Annotated in this window: 15 protein-coding genes; 9 read left to right on the top strand and 6 right to left on the bottom strand. The window is 64.8% G+C overall.

What is annotated here, in order from left to right; genetic code table 11:
• Nucleotides 1-74: 74 nt before the first annotated feature.
• Nucleotides 75-1,517 carry an adenylosuccinate lyase gene (gene purB / locus AC5RV1_RS10295; protein ID WP_493945455.1) on the bottom strand — a complete coding sequence of 481 codons (1,443 nt, stop codon included), beginning with the start codon at nt 1,515-1,517 and terminating at the stop codon, nt 75-77.
• Nucleotides 1,518-1,687: 170 nt separating this feature from the next.
• On the opposite strand from purB, the gene AC5RV1_RS10290 reads away from it, so the two are divergent.
• Both AC5RV1_RS10290 and AC5RV1_RS10285 read left to right on the top strand, forming a co-directional pair.
• Complete coding sequence (locus AC5RV1_RS10290) at nt 1,688-1,990, top strand: hypothetical protein (RefSeq protein WP_493945454.1); 303 nt, start codon at nt 1,688-1,690, stop codon at nt 1,988-1,990.
• Nucleotides 1,987-3,333 carry a hypothetical protein gene (locus tag AC5RV1_RS10285; RefSeq protein ID WP_493994456.1) on the top strand — a complete coding sequence of 449 codons (1,347 nt, stop codon included), beginning with the start codon at nt 1,987-1,989 and terminating at the stop codon, nt 3,331-3,333. The genes AC5RV1_RS10290 and AC5RV1_RS10285 overlap by 4 nt, the downstream gene beginning before the upstream one ends.
• A gap of 56 nt (nt 3,334-3,389) precedes the next feature.
• On the opposite strand, the gene AC5RV1_RS10280 is transcribed toward AC5RV1_RS10285, so the two are convergent.
• Nucleotides 3,390-3,812: a phage holin family protein gene (locus AC5RV1_RS10280; protein WP_493994455.1), complete on the bottom strand. Its 423-nt coding sequence runs from the start codon at nt 3,810-3,812 to the stop codon at nt 3,390-3,392.
• Nucleotides 3,813-4,058: 246 nt separating this feature from the next.
• On the opposite strand from AC5RV1_RS10280, the gene AC5RV1_RS10275 reads away from it, so the two are divergent.
• The 7 genes from AC5RV1_RS10275 to AC5RV1_RS10245 all read left to right on the top strand — a co-directional run bounded on the left by AC5RV1_RS10275 (nt 4,059) and on the right by AC5RV1_RS10245 (nt 13,191).
• Nucleotides 4,059-5,429, top strand: a complete 1,371-nt coding sequence (locus AC5RV1_RS10275) for a pectate lyase family protein (RefSeq protein WP_493994454.1) — start codon at nt 4,059-4,061, stop codon at nt 5,427-5,429.
• On the top strand, nt 5,429-7,306 hold the full coding sequence (locus tag AC5RV1_RS10270; protein WP_493994453.1) for a pectinesterase family protein: 1,878 nt from the start codon (nt 5,429-5,431) through the stop codon (nt 7,304-7,306). Before AC5RV1_RS10275 ends, AC5RV1_RS10270 begins: the two co-directional genes overlap by 1 nt.
• Before the next feature lie 149 nt (nt 7,307-7,455).
• On the top strand, nt 7,456-8,574 hold the full coding sequence (locus AC5RV1_RS10265; RefSeq protein WP_493994452.1) for a histidinol-phosphate transaminase: 1,119 nt from the start codon (nt 7,456-7,458) through the stop codon (nt 8,572-8,574).
• Between the two features lie 149 nt (nt 8,575-8,723).
• The gene (pdhA, locus tag AC5RV1_RS10260) at nt 8,724-10,001 is read left to right on the top strand and encodes a pyruvate dehydrogenase (acetyl-transferring) E1 component subunit alpha (protein WP_493994451.1); all 1,278 of its coding nucleotides are present in this window, start codon (nt 8,724-8,726) and stop codon (nt 9,999-10,001) included.
• Entirely contained in the window at nt 10,001-10,981 is a 981-nt protein-coding gene (locus AC5RV1_RS10255) for an alpha-ketoacid dehydrogenase subunit beta (RefSeq protein WP_493994450.1), read from the top strand. The genes pdhA and AC5RV1_RS10255 overlap by 1 nt, the downstream gene beginning before the upstream one ends.
• Nucleotides 10,982-11,049: 68 nt before the next feature.
• Nucleotides 11,050-12,561: a dihydrolipoamide acetyltransferase family protein gene (locus tag AC5RV1_RS10250; RefSeq protein WP_493994449.1), complete on the top strand. Its 1,512-nt coding sequence runs from the start codon at nt 11,050-11,052 to the stop codon at nt 12,559-12,561.
• A 12-nt stretch (nt 12,562-12,573) separates the two neighbouring features.
• Complete coding sequence (locus AC5RV1_RS10245; RefSeq protein ID WP_493994448.1) at nt 12,574-13,191, top strand: phosphatase PAP2 family protein; 618 nt, start codon at nt 12,574-12,576, stop codon at nt 13,189-13,191.
• Between the two features lie 13 nt (nt 13,192-13,204).
• Here the strand turns inward: AC5RV1_RS10245 and AC5RV1_RS10240 are convergent, their stop codons facing one another.
• The 4 genes from AC5RV1_RS10240 to AC5RV1_RS10225 form a co-directional block, all read right to left on the bottom strand.
• Nucleotides 13,205-13,540: a hypothetical protein gene (locus AC5RV1_RS10240; protein ID WP_493945438.1), complete on the bottom strand. Its 336-nt coding sequence runs from the start codon at nt 13,538-13,540 to the stop codon at nt 13,205-13,207.
• Nucleotides 13,541-13,696: 156 nt separating this feature from the next.
• The gene (locus AC5RV1_RS10235; RefSeq protein WP_493945437.1) at nt 13,697-14,125 is read right to left on the bottom strand and encodes a universal stress protein; all 429 of its coding nucleotides are present in this window, start codon (nt 14,123-14,125) and stop codon (nt 13,697-13,699) included.
• A gap of 49 nt (nt 14,126-14,174) precedes the next feature.
• On the bottom strand, nt 14,175-15,467 hold the full coding sequence (locus tag AC5RV1_RS10230; RefSeq protein WP_493994447.1) for an aminotransferase-like domain-containing protein: 1,293 nt from the start codon (nt 15,465-15,467) through the stop codon (nt 14,175-14,177).
• An 81-nt stretch (nt 15,468-15,548) separates the two neighbouring features.
• On the bottom strand, nt 15,549-16,116 hold a 568-nt coding region (locus tag AC5RV1_RS10225), incomplete at its 5' end, for a GerMN domain-containing protein (protein ID WP_493994446.1).

The following is a 16,116-nucleotide window of genomic DNA, read 5'->3' as shown; positions in this document are numbered from 1 at the left end:
GCCGTCCCGGCCGCAGGGGGCAGGAATGAAGGAAGGTGCCGGGCCCTCCCAGGCCCGGCGCCGCCGTCGTACTTTTATTTCAGGTGGTCCACCAGCTGGTCCGCGATGCCCGTGTACTTGCCGGGGGTCAGCGCGAGGAGCCGCGCTTCGGCTTCGGGGGAGAGGCCCAGGCCCTGGACGAATTCCTGCATGCGGGCGGCGTCAACACGCTGTCCGCGGGTGAGGTCCTTGAGCCGCTCGTAGGGGTTCTCCATGCCTTCGACGCCGGCGATCGCCTCTGCCCGCATGACCATCTGGATTGCTTCGCCCAGGACTTCCCAGTTGGTGTCCAGGTCTCCGGCCAGCACGTCCTCGGCAACGTCGAGGCGTTCCAGGCCCTTGGCCACGTTGGAGATGGCCAGGAGTGAGTGGCCGAATGCCACACCGATGTTGCGCTGGCTGGAGGAGTCGGTGAGGTCACGCTGCCAGCGGGAGGTGACGAGCGTGGATCCCAGTACGTCCAGCAGCCCGGAGGAGATTTCCAGGTTGGCCTCGGCGTTTTCGAAGCGGATGGGGTTCACCTTGTGCGGCATGGTGGAGGATCCTGTGGCGCCGGCCACGGGGATCTGCGCGAAGTAGCCGATGGAGATGTAGCTCCAGATATCCGTGCAGACGTTGTGCAGGATGCGGTTGAAGCGTGCGACGTCGGCGTAGAGTTCAGCCTGCCAGTCGTGGCTTTCGATCTGGGTGGTCAGCGGATTCCAGGTCAGTCCGAGGGCCTCCACGAAGGATTTGGACACCTGCTGCCAGTCCACACCGGGAACCGACGCAACATGGGCAGCGTAGGTGCCGGTGGCGCCGTTGATCTTGCCCAGGTATTCAGTTTTGGCGATGCGGTCGAGCTGGCGCGTGAGGCGGTGCGCGATGACGGCCAGTTCCTTGCCCAGCGTGGTGGGGGTGGCGGGCTGTCCGTGGGTGCGGGACAGCATGGGGACGGCGCGGTTGTCCCGGGCCATCTTGCTGATCTGGGCCACCAGGGCGCGCGCTGCTGGAAGCCACACGTCCTCCACAGCACCCTTGACGCCCAGCGCGTAGGAGAGGTTGTTGATGTCCTCGGAGGTGCAGCCGAAGTGAACCATGGCTGTGAGGTTCTCGATGCCGATGGCCGGGAGGCGCCGGCCGATGTAGTACTCCACGGCCTTTACATCGTGGACGGTCACGGCTTCGATATCAGCCAGCTCGGCCACCGATCCGGCGTCGAATTCGGTGACGATGGCGCGCAGTTGGTCCTGCTGCGAGGGGGTCAGGGGACCTGCGCCGGGAAGCACGTTGTTGCTGGTCAGGTGGATGAGCCACTCAACTTCCACGGCCACGCGGTCCCGGTTGAGGGCTGCCTCCGACAGGTAATCCACGAGCGGGGCGACGGCGGACTGGTAGCGGCCGTCCAGCGGGCCGAGCGCGATTCTTTCCGGGGACGCGGCGAGGGCCAGGCGTCCTGAGGGCGTACGGGTGTCAGCTGTGGCGGCAGTTTCAGGCATGTGCTGATTCTTTCATGAACTTTTGTGCCAGCTTGAGCCGTTCCCGCGGGATTACTTGTCCACATAGACGACGCGGGAGTTGGCCGGGTGGTTGTCCCGCCGTAGCGTTCACGTCAGTAGTTCCAGGGGCGGGCATCCGGGGCGCTGGACAGTCCGGAAAGGGAAGGGCAATGAGTAGTGAGCCGGCAGGCGCAAACCTGCAGCAAGACATGGTGCGCGCTTCCCAGGTGGAGCAGTTGGCCGGCCGCGTGGCCTATTGCCTCAGTCGCGGAGAGGACGTCCTGGCAGACTTCAGGGATATTCAGTTGCTGGAATGGGAGTCGCCGGCCGGCCGTGCCTACCGCGAAGCGGTATCACTGCAGTGTGCTGCCTTCCGGCGAGCCCTTGAGGCGCTCGTTGAAGCAAAGGCTGCTGTGGAGCGGCATGCCCTCGAGACCTTCACCGCTGATTGCACTTTTCCGGGCAGGCCATGATGGCGGAAGCTACGCCGTCCGGGAGCGGCTCCATAAGGCTGTACGGTCCTCCCGACGACGGGCCCCTTACCGTCCGTGGCGGTGTCGGCGGCATCAGTTTCCAGTTGGAGGAACTGGCCGGAGGTGCTGAAAGGGTGGATGACCTCGCCGCCAGGCTTTCCGAACTGGAGGTTGAGGTCCGCCGGATCCGGGAGGACCTCGTTCCCTTCCAGAACCTGCCACGGTGGTCCGGGACCATGGCCCTGAACGCGGTTGGTGAGTCCGAGCGGAGCCTTCGCGCAGTATGGACCGAGCTGCAGCGCATCAGCAGCCAGGTCCGCGCCTGCAAACGGGAGTACGAGATGGCGGAGACTGTGGCGGCGGCTGCCCGCAGTATTGGCGTTCCAAACCTTGAGGCTGAGTGGGAAAGGCACACAGACTTTTGGAGGACTGGCTTCCTTAACAACAGCGCCCTCGAAAACATGACTGCAGGGGCGGTATCGGCCACGCCTCTGCTAAAGGCGCTGGTGGAGGGTGCACTGCCAGGCATGCGGTCCCGGCTGGTGGAGGTCCAACGGGAGGAAAGCATTTCAATTGACCTCGATCCTTCTCCTGCAGGGCTGCTTGAACGAGTACAGCTGATCGATCAGCGTGGTGCGGGTTTCATCGAGGTCATAGAGGTCGATCACGGCGGGCAGAAGGTTTACGTGGTGGTCATCCCGGGGACCCAACTGGATGGTGGAGTTGCGAGCGGGAATCCATTTGGCCTGAGCGGAATAGCCGAAGGGGTAGGCAGCAATTCCAAGAACGTCAGGGCGGCCGTTAGGGAGGCGCTGACGGCGGCTGGAGCCCAAAGGGGAGCAACTGTGGTGGGCGTTGGCTACAGCCAAGGAGGGATTCACGCCATGAACCTGGCGGCAAGCGAGGAATTCCTGGCCGACTACGACCTCAAGTACGTTCTCACGGCAGGGTCGCCCGTCGCCGGAATCACGCCGAATCGGAACGTTAATACCCTCCATCTTGAACACCGGACCGACTGGGTCCCGGGCACCGACGGCGCACCCAACCCCGACACCAGGAACCAGGTCACAGCCACGATGACGGATAACCTGTACGTGCAGACGGGGGAGAACGTTGGCATCGGTCCAGGCCACCAGCTCAGCGGCTATCAGGACGGCGCGCGGCTCGTTTCGGCGAGCAACGATCCCTCGCTGGCCGGGTCCACCGCCGCACTGGGGGCGGTGCTGGGAGCCGGCGGGGCAGCCACCGCTACCCGCTTTTCCCTGGCCCGGACCAAGGCCCCCACGCCAAATCTCCATGCCGCAGACACCCGCAGGCAGGAGCGCGGCTATGGCGGACGCTAGCCGGGCCGGGACGTGGCTTCAGCACCTGCAGTGTGCACAGCGCCTCGAACCTTCAGCTACCTTCGGGTTCCAGCAATGCGGCCGGCCACCAGTGAGATCAGCGTGATGATGATCGCCGCCAAAACGGCAGTCCAGAAAAAGGAGTCGATGGTGAAGTGCACCGGCGTGTAGCTGCTGATCCAGGAGGTCAGGTAGAGCATTGCCGCGTTGATGACGATGGTGAACAGGCCGAGGGTCAGGATGGTGATGGGCAGCGCGAGGAGGCTCACGAGCGGGCGTACCAAGGCGTTCACCAAGCCGAAAATGGCGCCGATGAACAAGTAGGCGAGGGCGATCCCAGCGGTGTCCGCCCCCTGCGTCACGCCGATTTTTGCCACTGCGTCCGTGGCTGCTGAACTGGAGATCTCCAGCCCCGGCAGGATCCAGCTGGTCACCCAGAGGGCGAGGGCATTGATCAGTACCCGGGCAATGAGTCGCATGACCCTATGGTTGCACACCGCCTGAAGGCCCCTGCGGGGGTAGCGCTGCAGCTTGGACCCGTTCAGTGGGTCAGGCTCCCGCCGAGTGACCGCGCGTGACGACCCTGCGCAAGCGTGTGTCAAATATCAACTGACCCTTGACAAGAAGAAAGCGTTTTCCGATAGTTGAGAAATCGCTTTCTGACGTGCTGGCGGTTCCAAGTCCGGCACCGAAGCGTGGTTCATTCCAACGGAGGAAGAGAGATCATGCGCAAGAAGATGCCCTTCGCGCCCGTATCGGTCGCCGCGGCCGTCGCCGTATCCCTGCTCGCAGCCCCTGCCCATTCAATAGCATCTCCATCCCCGCAGGCGGATCCAACATCCCAGACCGCACGCCAACCCCTTGAACGCCAAGTACTCCCACAGAATGATGGCTGGGCAGCTTCGGGGGCCGGAACCACTGGCGGCTCGACCGCTGCGGAAAACCGGATCTACGACGTCTCCAACAAAGGACAACTCCTCGCGGCCCTCGCCACGGGCACCGAACCCAAAATCATCCGGGTCCACGGGGACATTGCTGCGAATGCCAGCCCGGACGGCGCACCGATCAGCTGTGAAGACTACGCCAGTGGCACCGGCTACTCGCTGACCCAGTACCTCCATGATTTCGACCCGGCCCGCTACGGAACCGCGAAAAAGCCGGAGGGCACGCAGGAGAACGCGCGGCGGCTGGCCGCATCCAGGCAGGCTGCCGCCATCCGCTGGGACATCCCCAGCAACACAACGATCGTGGGGGCCGGCCCGGACAGCAGCATCACCGGAGCTGCCCTGAGGATCAACGGAGCCGAAAACGTCATCTTCCGGAACCTCACAGTGCGGGATGCCGCCGACTGTTTCCCGTCGTGGGACCCTACGGACGGTGCCACCGGCAACTGGAACAGCGAGTATGACCTGCTGCAGATCATCAACGGCTCCAAGCATGTGTGGGTGGACCACTCACACTTCACGGATGCCCCGAACCTGGACAGCGCCCAGCCCAGCTACTTCGGCCGGCCGTACCAGGTGCACGACGGAGCAGTGGATGTCACCAACGGTTCCGACCTCGTGACGATGTCCTACAACCGGTTCTCCGAGCACGACAAGCTCCTGCTCATCGGCTCGACGGACTCGACCAACAGGGGAGACGCCGGCAAGCTGCGGGTGACCATCCACCACAATGTTTTCGAGAACGTAGGCCAGCGCGCACCCCGGGTCCGTTTCGGACAAGTGGACGTCTACAACAACCACTTCAAGACGACCACAGGTTCCGATATCCCATATGGATACACGTTCGGTGCAGGGGTTGAGTCCCACCTGCACGCCGAGGCCAATGCCTTCACACTCCCGGCGGAAATCCCCGTGCAGTCACTGATCTCCTACTTCAAGGGGAAGGTCATCACCACCAGCGGAAACGCAGTCAACGGCAAAATCGTGGACCTCCGCGCCGCCTACAACGAAGCTGCGCCTGCGGACAGGCAACTGAGCGCCGATGACACCTGGACGCCTGTCCTGCGGACGCACGTCAACGCCGCCCAGGCCGTTCCCGCACTCCTGGCGGACGCCGTCGGGCCTATCTTCACGGCGGGGGATGCCCGCTGATGCGCCGCTTCCAACCCACGCGCCGCTCACTGCTTGCCGCAGTGGCCACCGGAGCCGTCACCGCGGCCGCGGGGCTCGCCGGACCAGGGGTTGCCCGCTCAGAAGCCGCAGTCCGTGCCGTGACGGTCCCGCCGCGGACAAGAACCAAGCCCGTCATCTTCGTGGTGGGCGATTCCACCTCCTCCGCCTACCAGCACTCCGAACGTCCCCGGGCCGGCTGGGGGCAGGCCCTCCCGCTGCTGTTGGGGCCACAGGCTGACGTCTTCAACTACGCCTGGTCCGGAGCTTCGTCCAAGAGTTTCGCCGACGCCGGCCTGCTGGACGAGGTAGTGTCGTTGCTCCAGCCCGGCGACTACCTGCTCATCTCGTTCGGGCACAACGACGAGAAGGTGGAGGACCCCGCCAGGGGAACCGATCCGCAGACCACCTTCAAGGAGTACCTGCAGAAGTACATGGACGGTGCCGCCGGCCGTGGTGCGAAGGCTGTACTGGTGACGCCGGTGGAACGCCGCCGGTTCAGCGCCCTTGGCATCGCGCAGGACTCGCATGGCGCGTACCCGCAGGCCGTACGCGAACTTGCGGCGGCCACTAGGACCCCGCTGGTGGACCTCACCGCCTCCTCAAAGGACCTGTGGCAGAAGCTCGGGGCCGAGGGAACCAAGTCCCACTTCCTCTATGCCTCGCCGGGCCAGTATCCGCAGTATCCGCAAGGCGTGACCGACAATACGCATTTCCAGGCTGAAGGCGCCCTGGCCGTCGCCAGGCTGGTTGCGTCCGAACTTCGGGCACAACAGGCCCTGCCCCCCGGGTACTTCCAGCACCTCGACGCCGGGCTGGATGCTCTCACCGGCATCTACTGGCCCAGCGAACGCCCCGTGGACAAGCCCACGGTCCTGGATGTGGGCAGGGGCCAGGCGTTCCCGACCGTCCAGGCAGCCGTGGACGCCGTGCCCACGGGCAGTACCCGCCGAACCCTCATCCGGATCCAGCCGGGCGTTTACCGGGAGGCCATCAGGGTGCCGGCCAACAAGCCAAGAATTTCGTTTCTCGGGCTCGGCGGGAAAGCGGAAGACGTTGTCCTGGTTTACAACAACGCCTCCGGCACTCCTAAACCGGATGGCACCGGGCCCTACGGGACGGGCGGAAGCGCAAGCGTTCGGATTGACGGGCCGGACTTCATGGCTTCAAACGTCACGTTCAGCAATGACTTTGACGAGGCCGCCAACGAGGAGATGAAGAACCGCCAGGCGGTGGCGCTCTTCCTGACAGGGGACCGTGCCGTCCTTAACAACGTCCGGTGCCTGGGCAACCAGGACACGCTGCTGGTTGATTCCCCCTCCCGCGGGGTACAGGCGCGCTTCTTCTTTAGCGGCTGCTACATCGAGGGCGACGTAGATTTCATCTTCGGCCGTGGCACTGCAGTCTTCTCCGGAAGTGACATCCGCTCCCTTGACCGTGGGTCCGACAGCAACAACGGCTATGTTTCGGCCGGCAGCCTGAATATCGGGATCAAGCACGGGTATCTGTTTACCGACTGCCGCTTTGTGTCAGACGCCGCTGCCGGTTCGGTCCATTTGGGCCGCCCCTGGCATCCCAGCGGGGACGTGGATGCCATCGCCCAGGTGCTCATCCGGGATTCCTGGCTGGGCGCGCACATTTCCGCCGCACCCTGGACGGACATGAGCGGTTTCTCCTGGCGGGAAGCGCGCTTCCACGAGTTCAACAACAACGGCCCGGGGTCCCGCATCACCCCGGAGAGGCCGCAACTTGATCCGGGGCTGGCACAGGAGTTCACGCTGGAGGCGTATCTCCAGGGAACCGACGGTTGGGCCCCCCAGCTGGCGGGCAGCCGGTCCGACAGCACTCCGCGGGTGTAGGGCCCCCGGGCAGGGAACCGAGAAGGAACAGGTGGCCGGACGGTCCGTGCTTGGCGGCCCGTCCGGCTGCCCGACCCACTACGGCAGGGGGTGCGACCCTGCGCAGATGCCGCCTTCCGTCCCGCGGCTGGAGAAGTAGGCTGGTTTGCATGACTTCATCAGATACCCTCGCCGGGGGCATCCAGCCGCGCCCTGTGGTGGCAAAGCTGCCCCGCTACGCCGCTGGCAAACCTCCCGTCGCCGTGGACGGACTGACCAGCTACAAGCTGTCTTCAAACGAAAACCCTCTGCCCCCGATTCCGGCGGTCATTGAGGCGATTGCACGGCAGACGGACTTCAACCGCTACCCTGATCCGCTGAGCAGCAGGCTGCGCGCCGAACTCGCCGCGTTCCTTGATGTTCCCGCCGAAGACATCGTCACTGGCGCCGGCAGCCTGGGCGCCCTGAACCAACTCCTGGCCGCGTTCGCCGGGCGGAACGAAGACGGCAAGCCCGATGAAGTCATCTACGCCTGGCGCTCCTTCGAGGCATACCCCATCAGTGTTGGCCTCTCCGGCGCAGAAGGCGTCCCGGTCCCGTTGGCTGACGGCGGCCGCCACGACCTCAAGGCCATGGCGGCGGCAGTCACGGCCCGCACCAAGGTGATCCTCCTGTGCACCCCCAACAATCCCACCGGTCCTGCCCTGGCTGCGGCCGAAACAGAGGCGTTTATCCGCTCCCTCCCGTCTGACGTGGTGGTGGTGATTGACGAGGCCTACCAGGAATTCGTGCGGGCGGCTGATGCCGTGGATGGGATCGCGCTGTACCGGAAGTACGCGAACGTTATTGTGCTCCGGACCTTCTCCAAGGCACACGGGCTTGCCGGCCTCCGGGTGGGCTACAGTGTCTCCAATCCTGTGCTGACCCAACACCTGCGGGTTGCGGCCACACCGTTCGCCGTGTCGCAGATTGCAGAAACTGCAGCAATTGTTTCGCTGCAGAATTACCCCCAAGTTGTAGAGAGGGTACAAAGGCTCGTGGACGAACGGGAGCGCGTCACGGCAGGCCTGCGGAGCCTCGGCTGGAGTGTTCCAGATGCCCAGGGCAACTTCGTCTGGCTGGATCTCGGCGCTGACAGCACTGGGTTTGCCGATCTGGCTGCCACGCAGGCCTTGTCCGTGAGGGCCTTTGCGGGCGAAGGCGTCCGCGTCAGTATCGGCGAGGAAGACGCCAATACGCGTTTTCTCGCTCTGTGTGCGAACTATACAAAGGCCCCGCGCGGTTCCTAGCACTTAACAAGTAGCCCCGCGGTTACTTACTGAAGATAAAGTTAGGATCAGTAAGCCAATATATATGCCGCCGGAGGAATCTATTCCTTTTGAAGCATATATCCCAGCGACATTGCATTGCATCCGGATGCGGCAAGCAAGGAGACGGTATGGGCACACATCTGCCTGCCACCGAGTTCGACGGAACAGCTGTAGACGATCAGCGTGAGGCTGATGCCGAAGCCGTGATGGGAGAGCCTCCGGCGCAGATGGTCCAGCTCCTCGGCCCCGACGGGAAACTGGGTTTTGATCCGGTCTTCACCGGATACGCTGAAAAGCTCACCCCGGAGAAGCTCCGCGGGCTCTACGCGGACATGGCCGCAATCCGCCGGTTCGACGTCGAAGCCACAGCCTTGCAGCGCCAGGGCCAGTTGGCGCTCTGGGTTCCGTTGACCGGCCAGGAAGCCGCCCAGATCGGTTCGGGCCGGGCCAGCCAGCCGCAGGACTACATCTTCCCCACGTACCGGGAGCATGGCGTGGCCTGGACCCGCAATGTGGACCTTGCCGAGCTCCTGCGCCAGTTCCGCGGCGTCTCCAACGGTGGATGGAACCCGAAGGACACCAACTTCCACCTCTACACCCTGGTCCTGGCGGCCCAGACGCTCCACGCAGTGGGCTACGCCATGGGAATTCAGCGGGACCAGAAGCTTGCAGCCTCCAGTGCCGCGGCAGTCCGCGCCGACGGTCAGGACAACGGGGCTGCCGCCCCGGACGCCGCGGTAATCGCCTACTTCGGCGACGGCGCCAGCTCGGAAGGTGACGTCCACGAGTCCATGGTGTTCGCCTCCTCCTACAACGCGCCGGTTGTATTCTTCTGCCAGAACAACCACTGGGCCATCTCCGTCCCCACCAACGTGCAAACGCGGGTGCCCCTGTCCAACCGGGCCAAGGGGTACGGCTTCCCCGGCATCCGGGTGGACGGCAACGACGTCATTGCCGTGCACGCCGTCACCGAGTGGGCATTGGAGCACGCACGCCAAGGCAAGGGCCCCGTCTTGATCGAGGCCTTCACCTACAGGGTTGGCGCTCACACGACGGCGGACGACCCCACCAAGTACCGCGAGTCGGCGGAGGAGGACGCCTGGCGGGCCAAGGATCCGCTGATGCGCCTGGAGAAGTACCTGCGCGCCGAAGGCCTGGCCGACGAGGCGTTCTTCGCCAAGGTGAAAGCTGACGGTGACGAGCTCGCAGCCTACGTCCGGCGCACCACCCATGACCTGGAAACCCCGGATATCCGGTCCGCCTTCGCCAACACTTACGTCGAAGCCCACCCGCTGGTGGCAGAGGAACTGGCCTGGTTCGAGGAGTACTCAGCGGGTTTTGCAACTGAAGAAGAACCCGCCCGGCAGGCAGCAACAGCGCAGGCATACCAAGAGGCAGGCCACTGATGACCACCATGACTCTCGCCAAGGCCATCAACGAGGGCCTTCGCACAGCACTAACTGACAACCCCAAGTCGCTGCTGATGGGTGAAGACATCGGCGCCCTGGGTGGCGTGTACCGCGTGACGGACGGGCTGATCGGCGAGTTCGGCCCGGACCGCGTAGTGGACACCCCGCTGGCCGAATCCGGCATCATCGGCACCGCCATCGGCCTCGCACTGCGCGGCTACACCCCGGTCTGTGAAATCCAGTTCGACGGATTCGTTTTCCCGGGCTTCAACCAGATCACCACCCAGCTGGCCAAGATGCACGCGCGCAGCAACGGCAACCTCACCGTTCCCGTGGTCATCCGCATCCCCTACGGCGGGGGCATCGGCTCTGTGGAGCACCACTCGGAATCTCCCGAAGCGCTCTTTGCCCACACGGCCGGCCTGCGGATCATCACCCCGTCCAACCCGCACGACGCCTACTGGATGATCCAGCAGGCGGTCGACTGCCAGGACCCGGTGATCATCTTCGAGCCCAAACGCCGTTACTGGCTTAAGGGAGAGGTCGACGTCGAGGCACCCGGCCTGGCGGAGGACCCCTTCAAGGCCCACGTGCTCCGGGCCGGGACGGACGCCACGCTCGTGGCCTACGGACCGCTGGTGCCCGTGGCGCTGGCTGCGGCGAACGCGGCGGAGGAGGACGGCCGCAGCGTTGAGGTCATCGACCTGCGCTCCATCTCACCCTTGGACTTCGATACCGTCGAAGCCTCGGTGAAAAAGACCGGACGGCTGATTGTGGCCCACGAGGCACCCACCTTCGGTGGAATCGGCGGTGAAATCGCTGCCCGGATCAGTGAGCGGGCGTTCCATTCCCTGGAGGCGCCGGTGATCCGCGTGGGCGGCTTCCACATGCCCTATCCGGTTGCCAAGGTGGAGGAAGACTACCTTCCGGACATCGACCGCATCCTCGAGGCGCTGGACCGCGCCCTCTCCTACTGAGCCGCTGCATCCTTTCCGCCCGGCTTCCGTTCCCCAACAGCAGCCGGGCTTCCCGAACCGAGGACACCATGACTCTCAACAAGTTCAACCTGCCTGACGTCGGCGAGGGCCTCACCGAGGCGGAAATCGTCTCCTGGAAGGTCAAGCCCGGCGACGCCGTCGCAATCAACGACGTCCTGTGTGAGATCGAGACGGCCAAGTCGATTGTGGAGCTGCCCTCGCCGTTTGCCGGCACCGTCAGCGAACTGCTGGTCCCCGAAGGGGTGACCATCGACGTCGGCACCGCCATTATCAGCGTCAGCAGCGAGGTTGCCGGTGATCCCACCCCGGCTGACGTGCGGGCTCCCGAGACGCCCGTGCAGCCGCTCTACGGCACGCTTCCGGCGCCCGACGGCGACACCTCGGATAGTGCCTTGGCAGGCGGTCCGCTGGTGGGTTCCGGGCCCAAGGCCGACGCCGTCAAGCGCCGCCCGCGGATTTCGGCCAGCTCAAACACTGGTGGCGCAGCGGGCACCATCACGATAAATGCCCCGGAAGTGGAGCCCGTCCAGCCCCACACCCCTGCTGCGGTGACGGCCAGGCCGGAAATGACCACAGCGGGCGCTGCCAAGGAGGCCCCAGGCCAAACCGCCGGCGACGCCGTCGACAACCGTCCAACGCTTGGCGGCACCATCACAGGCCTGGTGAACAAGGTCCTGGCCAAGCCCCCGGTCCGGAAGATCGCCCGTGACCTTGGCATCGACCTGGCAGATGTTGTGGCCACCGGTTTGCGCGGTGAGGTGACGCGCGAGGACCTGGTCAGCTACCAGGCCCAGCGGGACGCCGAGCTGGACAAGGCTGACGGCTTCTGGGGTAGAGCCGGAAAGCCGCAGGACCAGCGGGTGGAGCGTATCCCCGTCAAGGGCGTCCGCAAGGCCACGGCGAAGGCGATGGTGGACTCGGCGTTCTCTGCACCGCACGTCAGCATTTTCGTGGACGTGGATGCCAGCCGCACCATGGAGTTCGTCAAGAGGCTCAAGGCCTCGCGTGACTTCGAGGGCATCCGGGTATCGCCGCTGCTCATCCTCGCCAAGGCCGTGATCTGGGCAGCAGCCCGGAACCCCAGTGTCAACGCCACCTGGGTGGACAACGGCGAAGGCAGCGCCGAGATCCAGGTCAAGCACTACATGAACCTGGGAATTGCGGCGGCAACCCCGCGCGGCTTGATGGTGCCGAACATCAAAAACGCCCAGGACCTATCCCTGAAGGAACTGGCGCTGGCCCTGAACAACCTGGCCACCACCGCCAGGGCGGGCAAGACCCAGCCCGCGGAAATGCAGGGCGGGACGCTCACCATCACAAACATCGGGGCTTTGGGCATCGACACGGGCACGCCGATCATCAACCCCGGCGAGGTGGCGATCGTGGCGTTCGGAACCATCAAGCAGAAGCCCTGGGTACTGGACGGCGAGGTAATTCCCCGCTGGATCACAACCCTTGGCGGCTCATTTGATCACCGGGTGGTGGACGGCGACCTGTCCGCCCGCTTCATGGCCGACGTCGCCGCCATCCTGGAGGAGCCGGCGCTGCTGCTGGACTAGGAACTGACAGCAGTGGTCAATAACGCCGGCCGTATCCGTGCCAAGAACAGGGCAGCCAGATGGATCACGGAGCTGTTGCAGCCGCCAGTGGTGGTGAGTGTGCAGTTGTTGATCAGCCCCCTGACGCAGGCCGGCTTTCCCGGAACGATGGCCTACGGCGCCCTGGCGGCGCTGTTCGTCTGCGTGATCCCGCTGTTCCTGCTGCTGCTCCTGGTGAAGCTGGGCAAAGTCACCGATCACCACGTCAGCGACCGCAAACAGCGGGCGCCCGTACTGCTGATGGCACTGGCGTCGATTGTTGCCGGGCTTCTGGTGCTGTATGCGGCAGGAGCTCCTGAGAGCGTCGTCGCGATGGTCCTGGCAGTGGTGGCCGGGGTGGTTGTGCTGGCGGGCGTCAGCCCATTCTGGAAGATCAGCGGGCATGCTGCCGCAATTTCGTCTTCAGCAGTGATTGCTGTGCTGATGCTCGGAGCCCCGTGGCTTCCGCTGCTGCTGCTTATCCCCGCTGTGGGCTGGTCGAGGGTGGTGCTGCGCGCCCACACGCTGGCGCAGGTGGTTGCCGGTTCGCTCTTCGGCGGGGTGGTGATGGCCGGTATCTGGCGCGTACTGCAGGGCTGGATGGTGCTTTAGCCCGAGGTGTACATCAGTACGTGGAGTAAACCGAGAGCATCTCAACGGTGGAGGGATCCACCACAGTCCCGAGGGAAACGGCCGCTGCAATCATCAAACCGCTGAGTACGGCGCCTGCTCCGCCCAGTGCGGTCAGCAGCTTCCAGTCTTCGCGCAGCACGCTGGCCACGGTCTCGGGAAGCTGAAGGTCCGGGGCGATCAGGTTCGGTGCGCTGTCCACGGTTCCATCGTCCAGCAGCGCCACCACCCTGCCGTTGCTGCGGTCGACGCGCATGGAGCAGATGTGGTTTCCGTGGCGGGCCAGGAGGATATCGTGGCCTACGAGCTGGCGGCGCTGCAGAGTGATCAATGGTGCCCCTTGATAATCGTGGATGCTGGGTGTCCGCTCCGTTGGGGGCTTATCCAATTTTATCGTTGCGCCCGAGGCCTCAGTGGTGTATCCGGCGTGAGAACAGACACTCCCCGTAGCGACCTTTGCCACCAAGGGGAGTGTCCGCGGTAACTTCTAGTCGGCGTCGTAGGTGTTGGCGATGTAAACGTCGCAGGGAGCGTTGTGGGCAACGCTGTTCGCAACGCTCCCGAGGACGCGCCCAATGCCCTGCATCCTGCGGTTTCCGACCACAATGATGCGGGCTTCCATCCGCAGCGCCTCCTTGATCAGGGCGTCGGCCGGGCGGCCGCGGGCAGCGGAGTAGGTCACCTTGATGTCCCGGCCCAGGGATTCCGCCACGGTGCGGGCCACGTGCTCGGCGGCGTCGGCGTCGGAGACGATCCACTGGTCGCTGCCGCTGCCGAAGACCTCGGTGCGGTCACTGTCGAAGGCTGAGACGACGTGAAGCGATGCACTCAGTGCTGCGGCGAGGTCCCGGGCGGACTCCGCTGCCTTTTTGGCTGTACCGCTGCCGTCAACCCCTACAACGATGATTCCGCTCATGTGTTGCTCCTTTGCTTGGTTATTGCGGCTTAAGTCAGTGAGCCCAAGGCTACAGTCCGGCGATGGCTTGCCGCAGTACCGGCGCCAGCCGGCGCACGCCTTCCGTGATGGCTTCCGGCGGCACCGCACTGAAGGCCAGGCGCAGCTTGTTGGACGGCTCGTCCGACGGCGTGAAGGCGGCGCCGGGGATAAACACCACTCCGGCGTCGATCGCCTTGTGCAGCAGGGGGTAGGTGTCCACTCCTTCGGGCAGGGTTACCCAGACGAAGAATCCGCCCTCCGGGCTGGTCCAGCTGGTCCCGGCGGGCATGTGCGCCTCCAGGGCAGCGAGCATTGCCCGGCAGCGCTCCGCGTACAGTCCACGGTACGTTTCGATCTGGCCCCGCCAGTCGTAGTCGCGCAGGTAGGCGGACACCAGCATCTGGTTGAGGGCGGGCGGGCACAGGGTTACGGCTTCGGCCGCAAGGTAGTACCGGCGCTGCAAGTGTTCGGGCACCAGGGCCCATCCGATGCGGAGTCCGGGGGCGAAGATCTTGGAGAAAGAGCCCATATAGATCACGTCGGCAGGGTTGTCGGCGCGGAGGGGCGGCAGCGGTTCTCCGTCGAAGCGCAGGAGTCCGTAGGGGTTGTCCTCAAGGATCAGAATATTCGCGTTGCGGCATATGTCCACGATCGCCTGCCGCCGCTCGCGGGCGAGGGTGATTCCGGAGGGATTGTTGAAGTTCGGAATGGTGTACAGGAATTTGACACTCTTCCCAGCGAGCTGCAGGGCTGCGATCTTCGCCTCAAGGAGGTCCGGAACGAGGCCGTCCCCGTCCATCTCCACCGTTTCCACCTGGACCTGGTACGCCTCAAACGTATTCAGCGCGCCCACGTAGGTCGGCTCTTCCACCAGCACCACGTCTCCCGGATTGCAGAAGACTTTGGTGGCCACGTCCTGGGCGGACTGCGACCCTGCCGTGATCACCACGTTCCGGGGCAGGGCGTCGAGGATGCCCTCGGCGGCCATCACTTCGCAGATCTGGGTTCGCAGCTCTTCGGTGCCCTGGCCGCTGCCATACTGGAGGGCCGCCAGCCCGTCCTCGGCGATGATGGTTGCTGCAGTGGCGGCCAGCCGGTCAAGGGGGAGGGACTGCAGGTAGGGACTTCCACCCGCGAGGGAAACCAGCCCGGGGCGCAGGGAGATATCGAAGACGTCCCTGACTGCGGACTGGCGGATGTTGGCGGCGCGCTCTGAGAAGAGTTCCTCATGGCGGTGGGCGGACGTTGCCGCCCGCTCGATGGCATCAATGGCTTCGGCAGGCAGCGTCTGTGCTGCGGCGTCGAGTGTCTCGTGGCTCACATCAATCAGGATACAGGCGAGTGTTGCTGGATAGGCAACACTCGTTGAGTAAAGAAGTACCAGTGAGCGGCAACCCGCCTGTTAGTCCTGCCGCAAAGCCTCGGCCAGGCTGCGCCCGTTGATATGAATCTCCGCCCGGATAGCCCCAACGGCCGAGACCGCCGTCTGTGTCAGCTGGGCTTCTACGCGCGGGAGGTCGCAAACACCTCCCATGCTGAGTGTGCCGGCGAGGTACACCGTGACGGTGGTGCCGTCGAAGCTTCCCGAGAGGAACTTCAGGTCCGAGCCCCGGAGGGCGTTATAGACGTCCGGTGATGGTTGGGGCGGAACTGCATCAGCCGGCGTCTCCAGCAGCGCTCGAATGGCAGCGGGAAGCGGGTCCTCTCCGGCGGACCTGGTATGGGCTACGCCCACCAGGCTGTCATTGCAGCCGAACCGCACGCCGTTGCTGCCGCCGTCGTCCACGAGCACGTAGTAGGCGGTCACCGTCTGCAGGGCCGCCGCACTGCCCGAGGGAACCGGCTCGGATGTAACGGGGCCCTCCAACGGTGGTACTTCGGGCGTTGGCGAAGCCGTGGGCGTGCCGCGGGGCGTGGTCCTGGCCGGGCTGGGCGGGACCACGCCCGGCGTTACCCCGGTTGTGCCTTCG

It is taken from the genome of Arthrobacter sp. Hb9-2, from assembly GCF_059091165.1.
The sequence above is the reverse complement of the archived record's forward strand: the minus strand, read 5'-3'. Positions and strand labels throughout refer to the sequence as shown.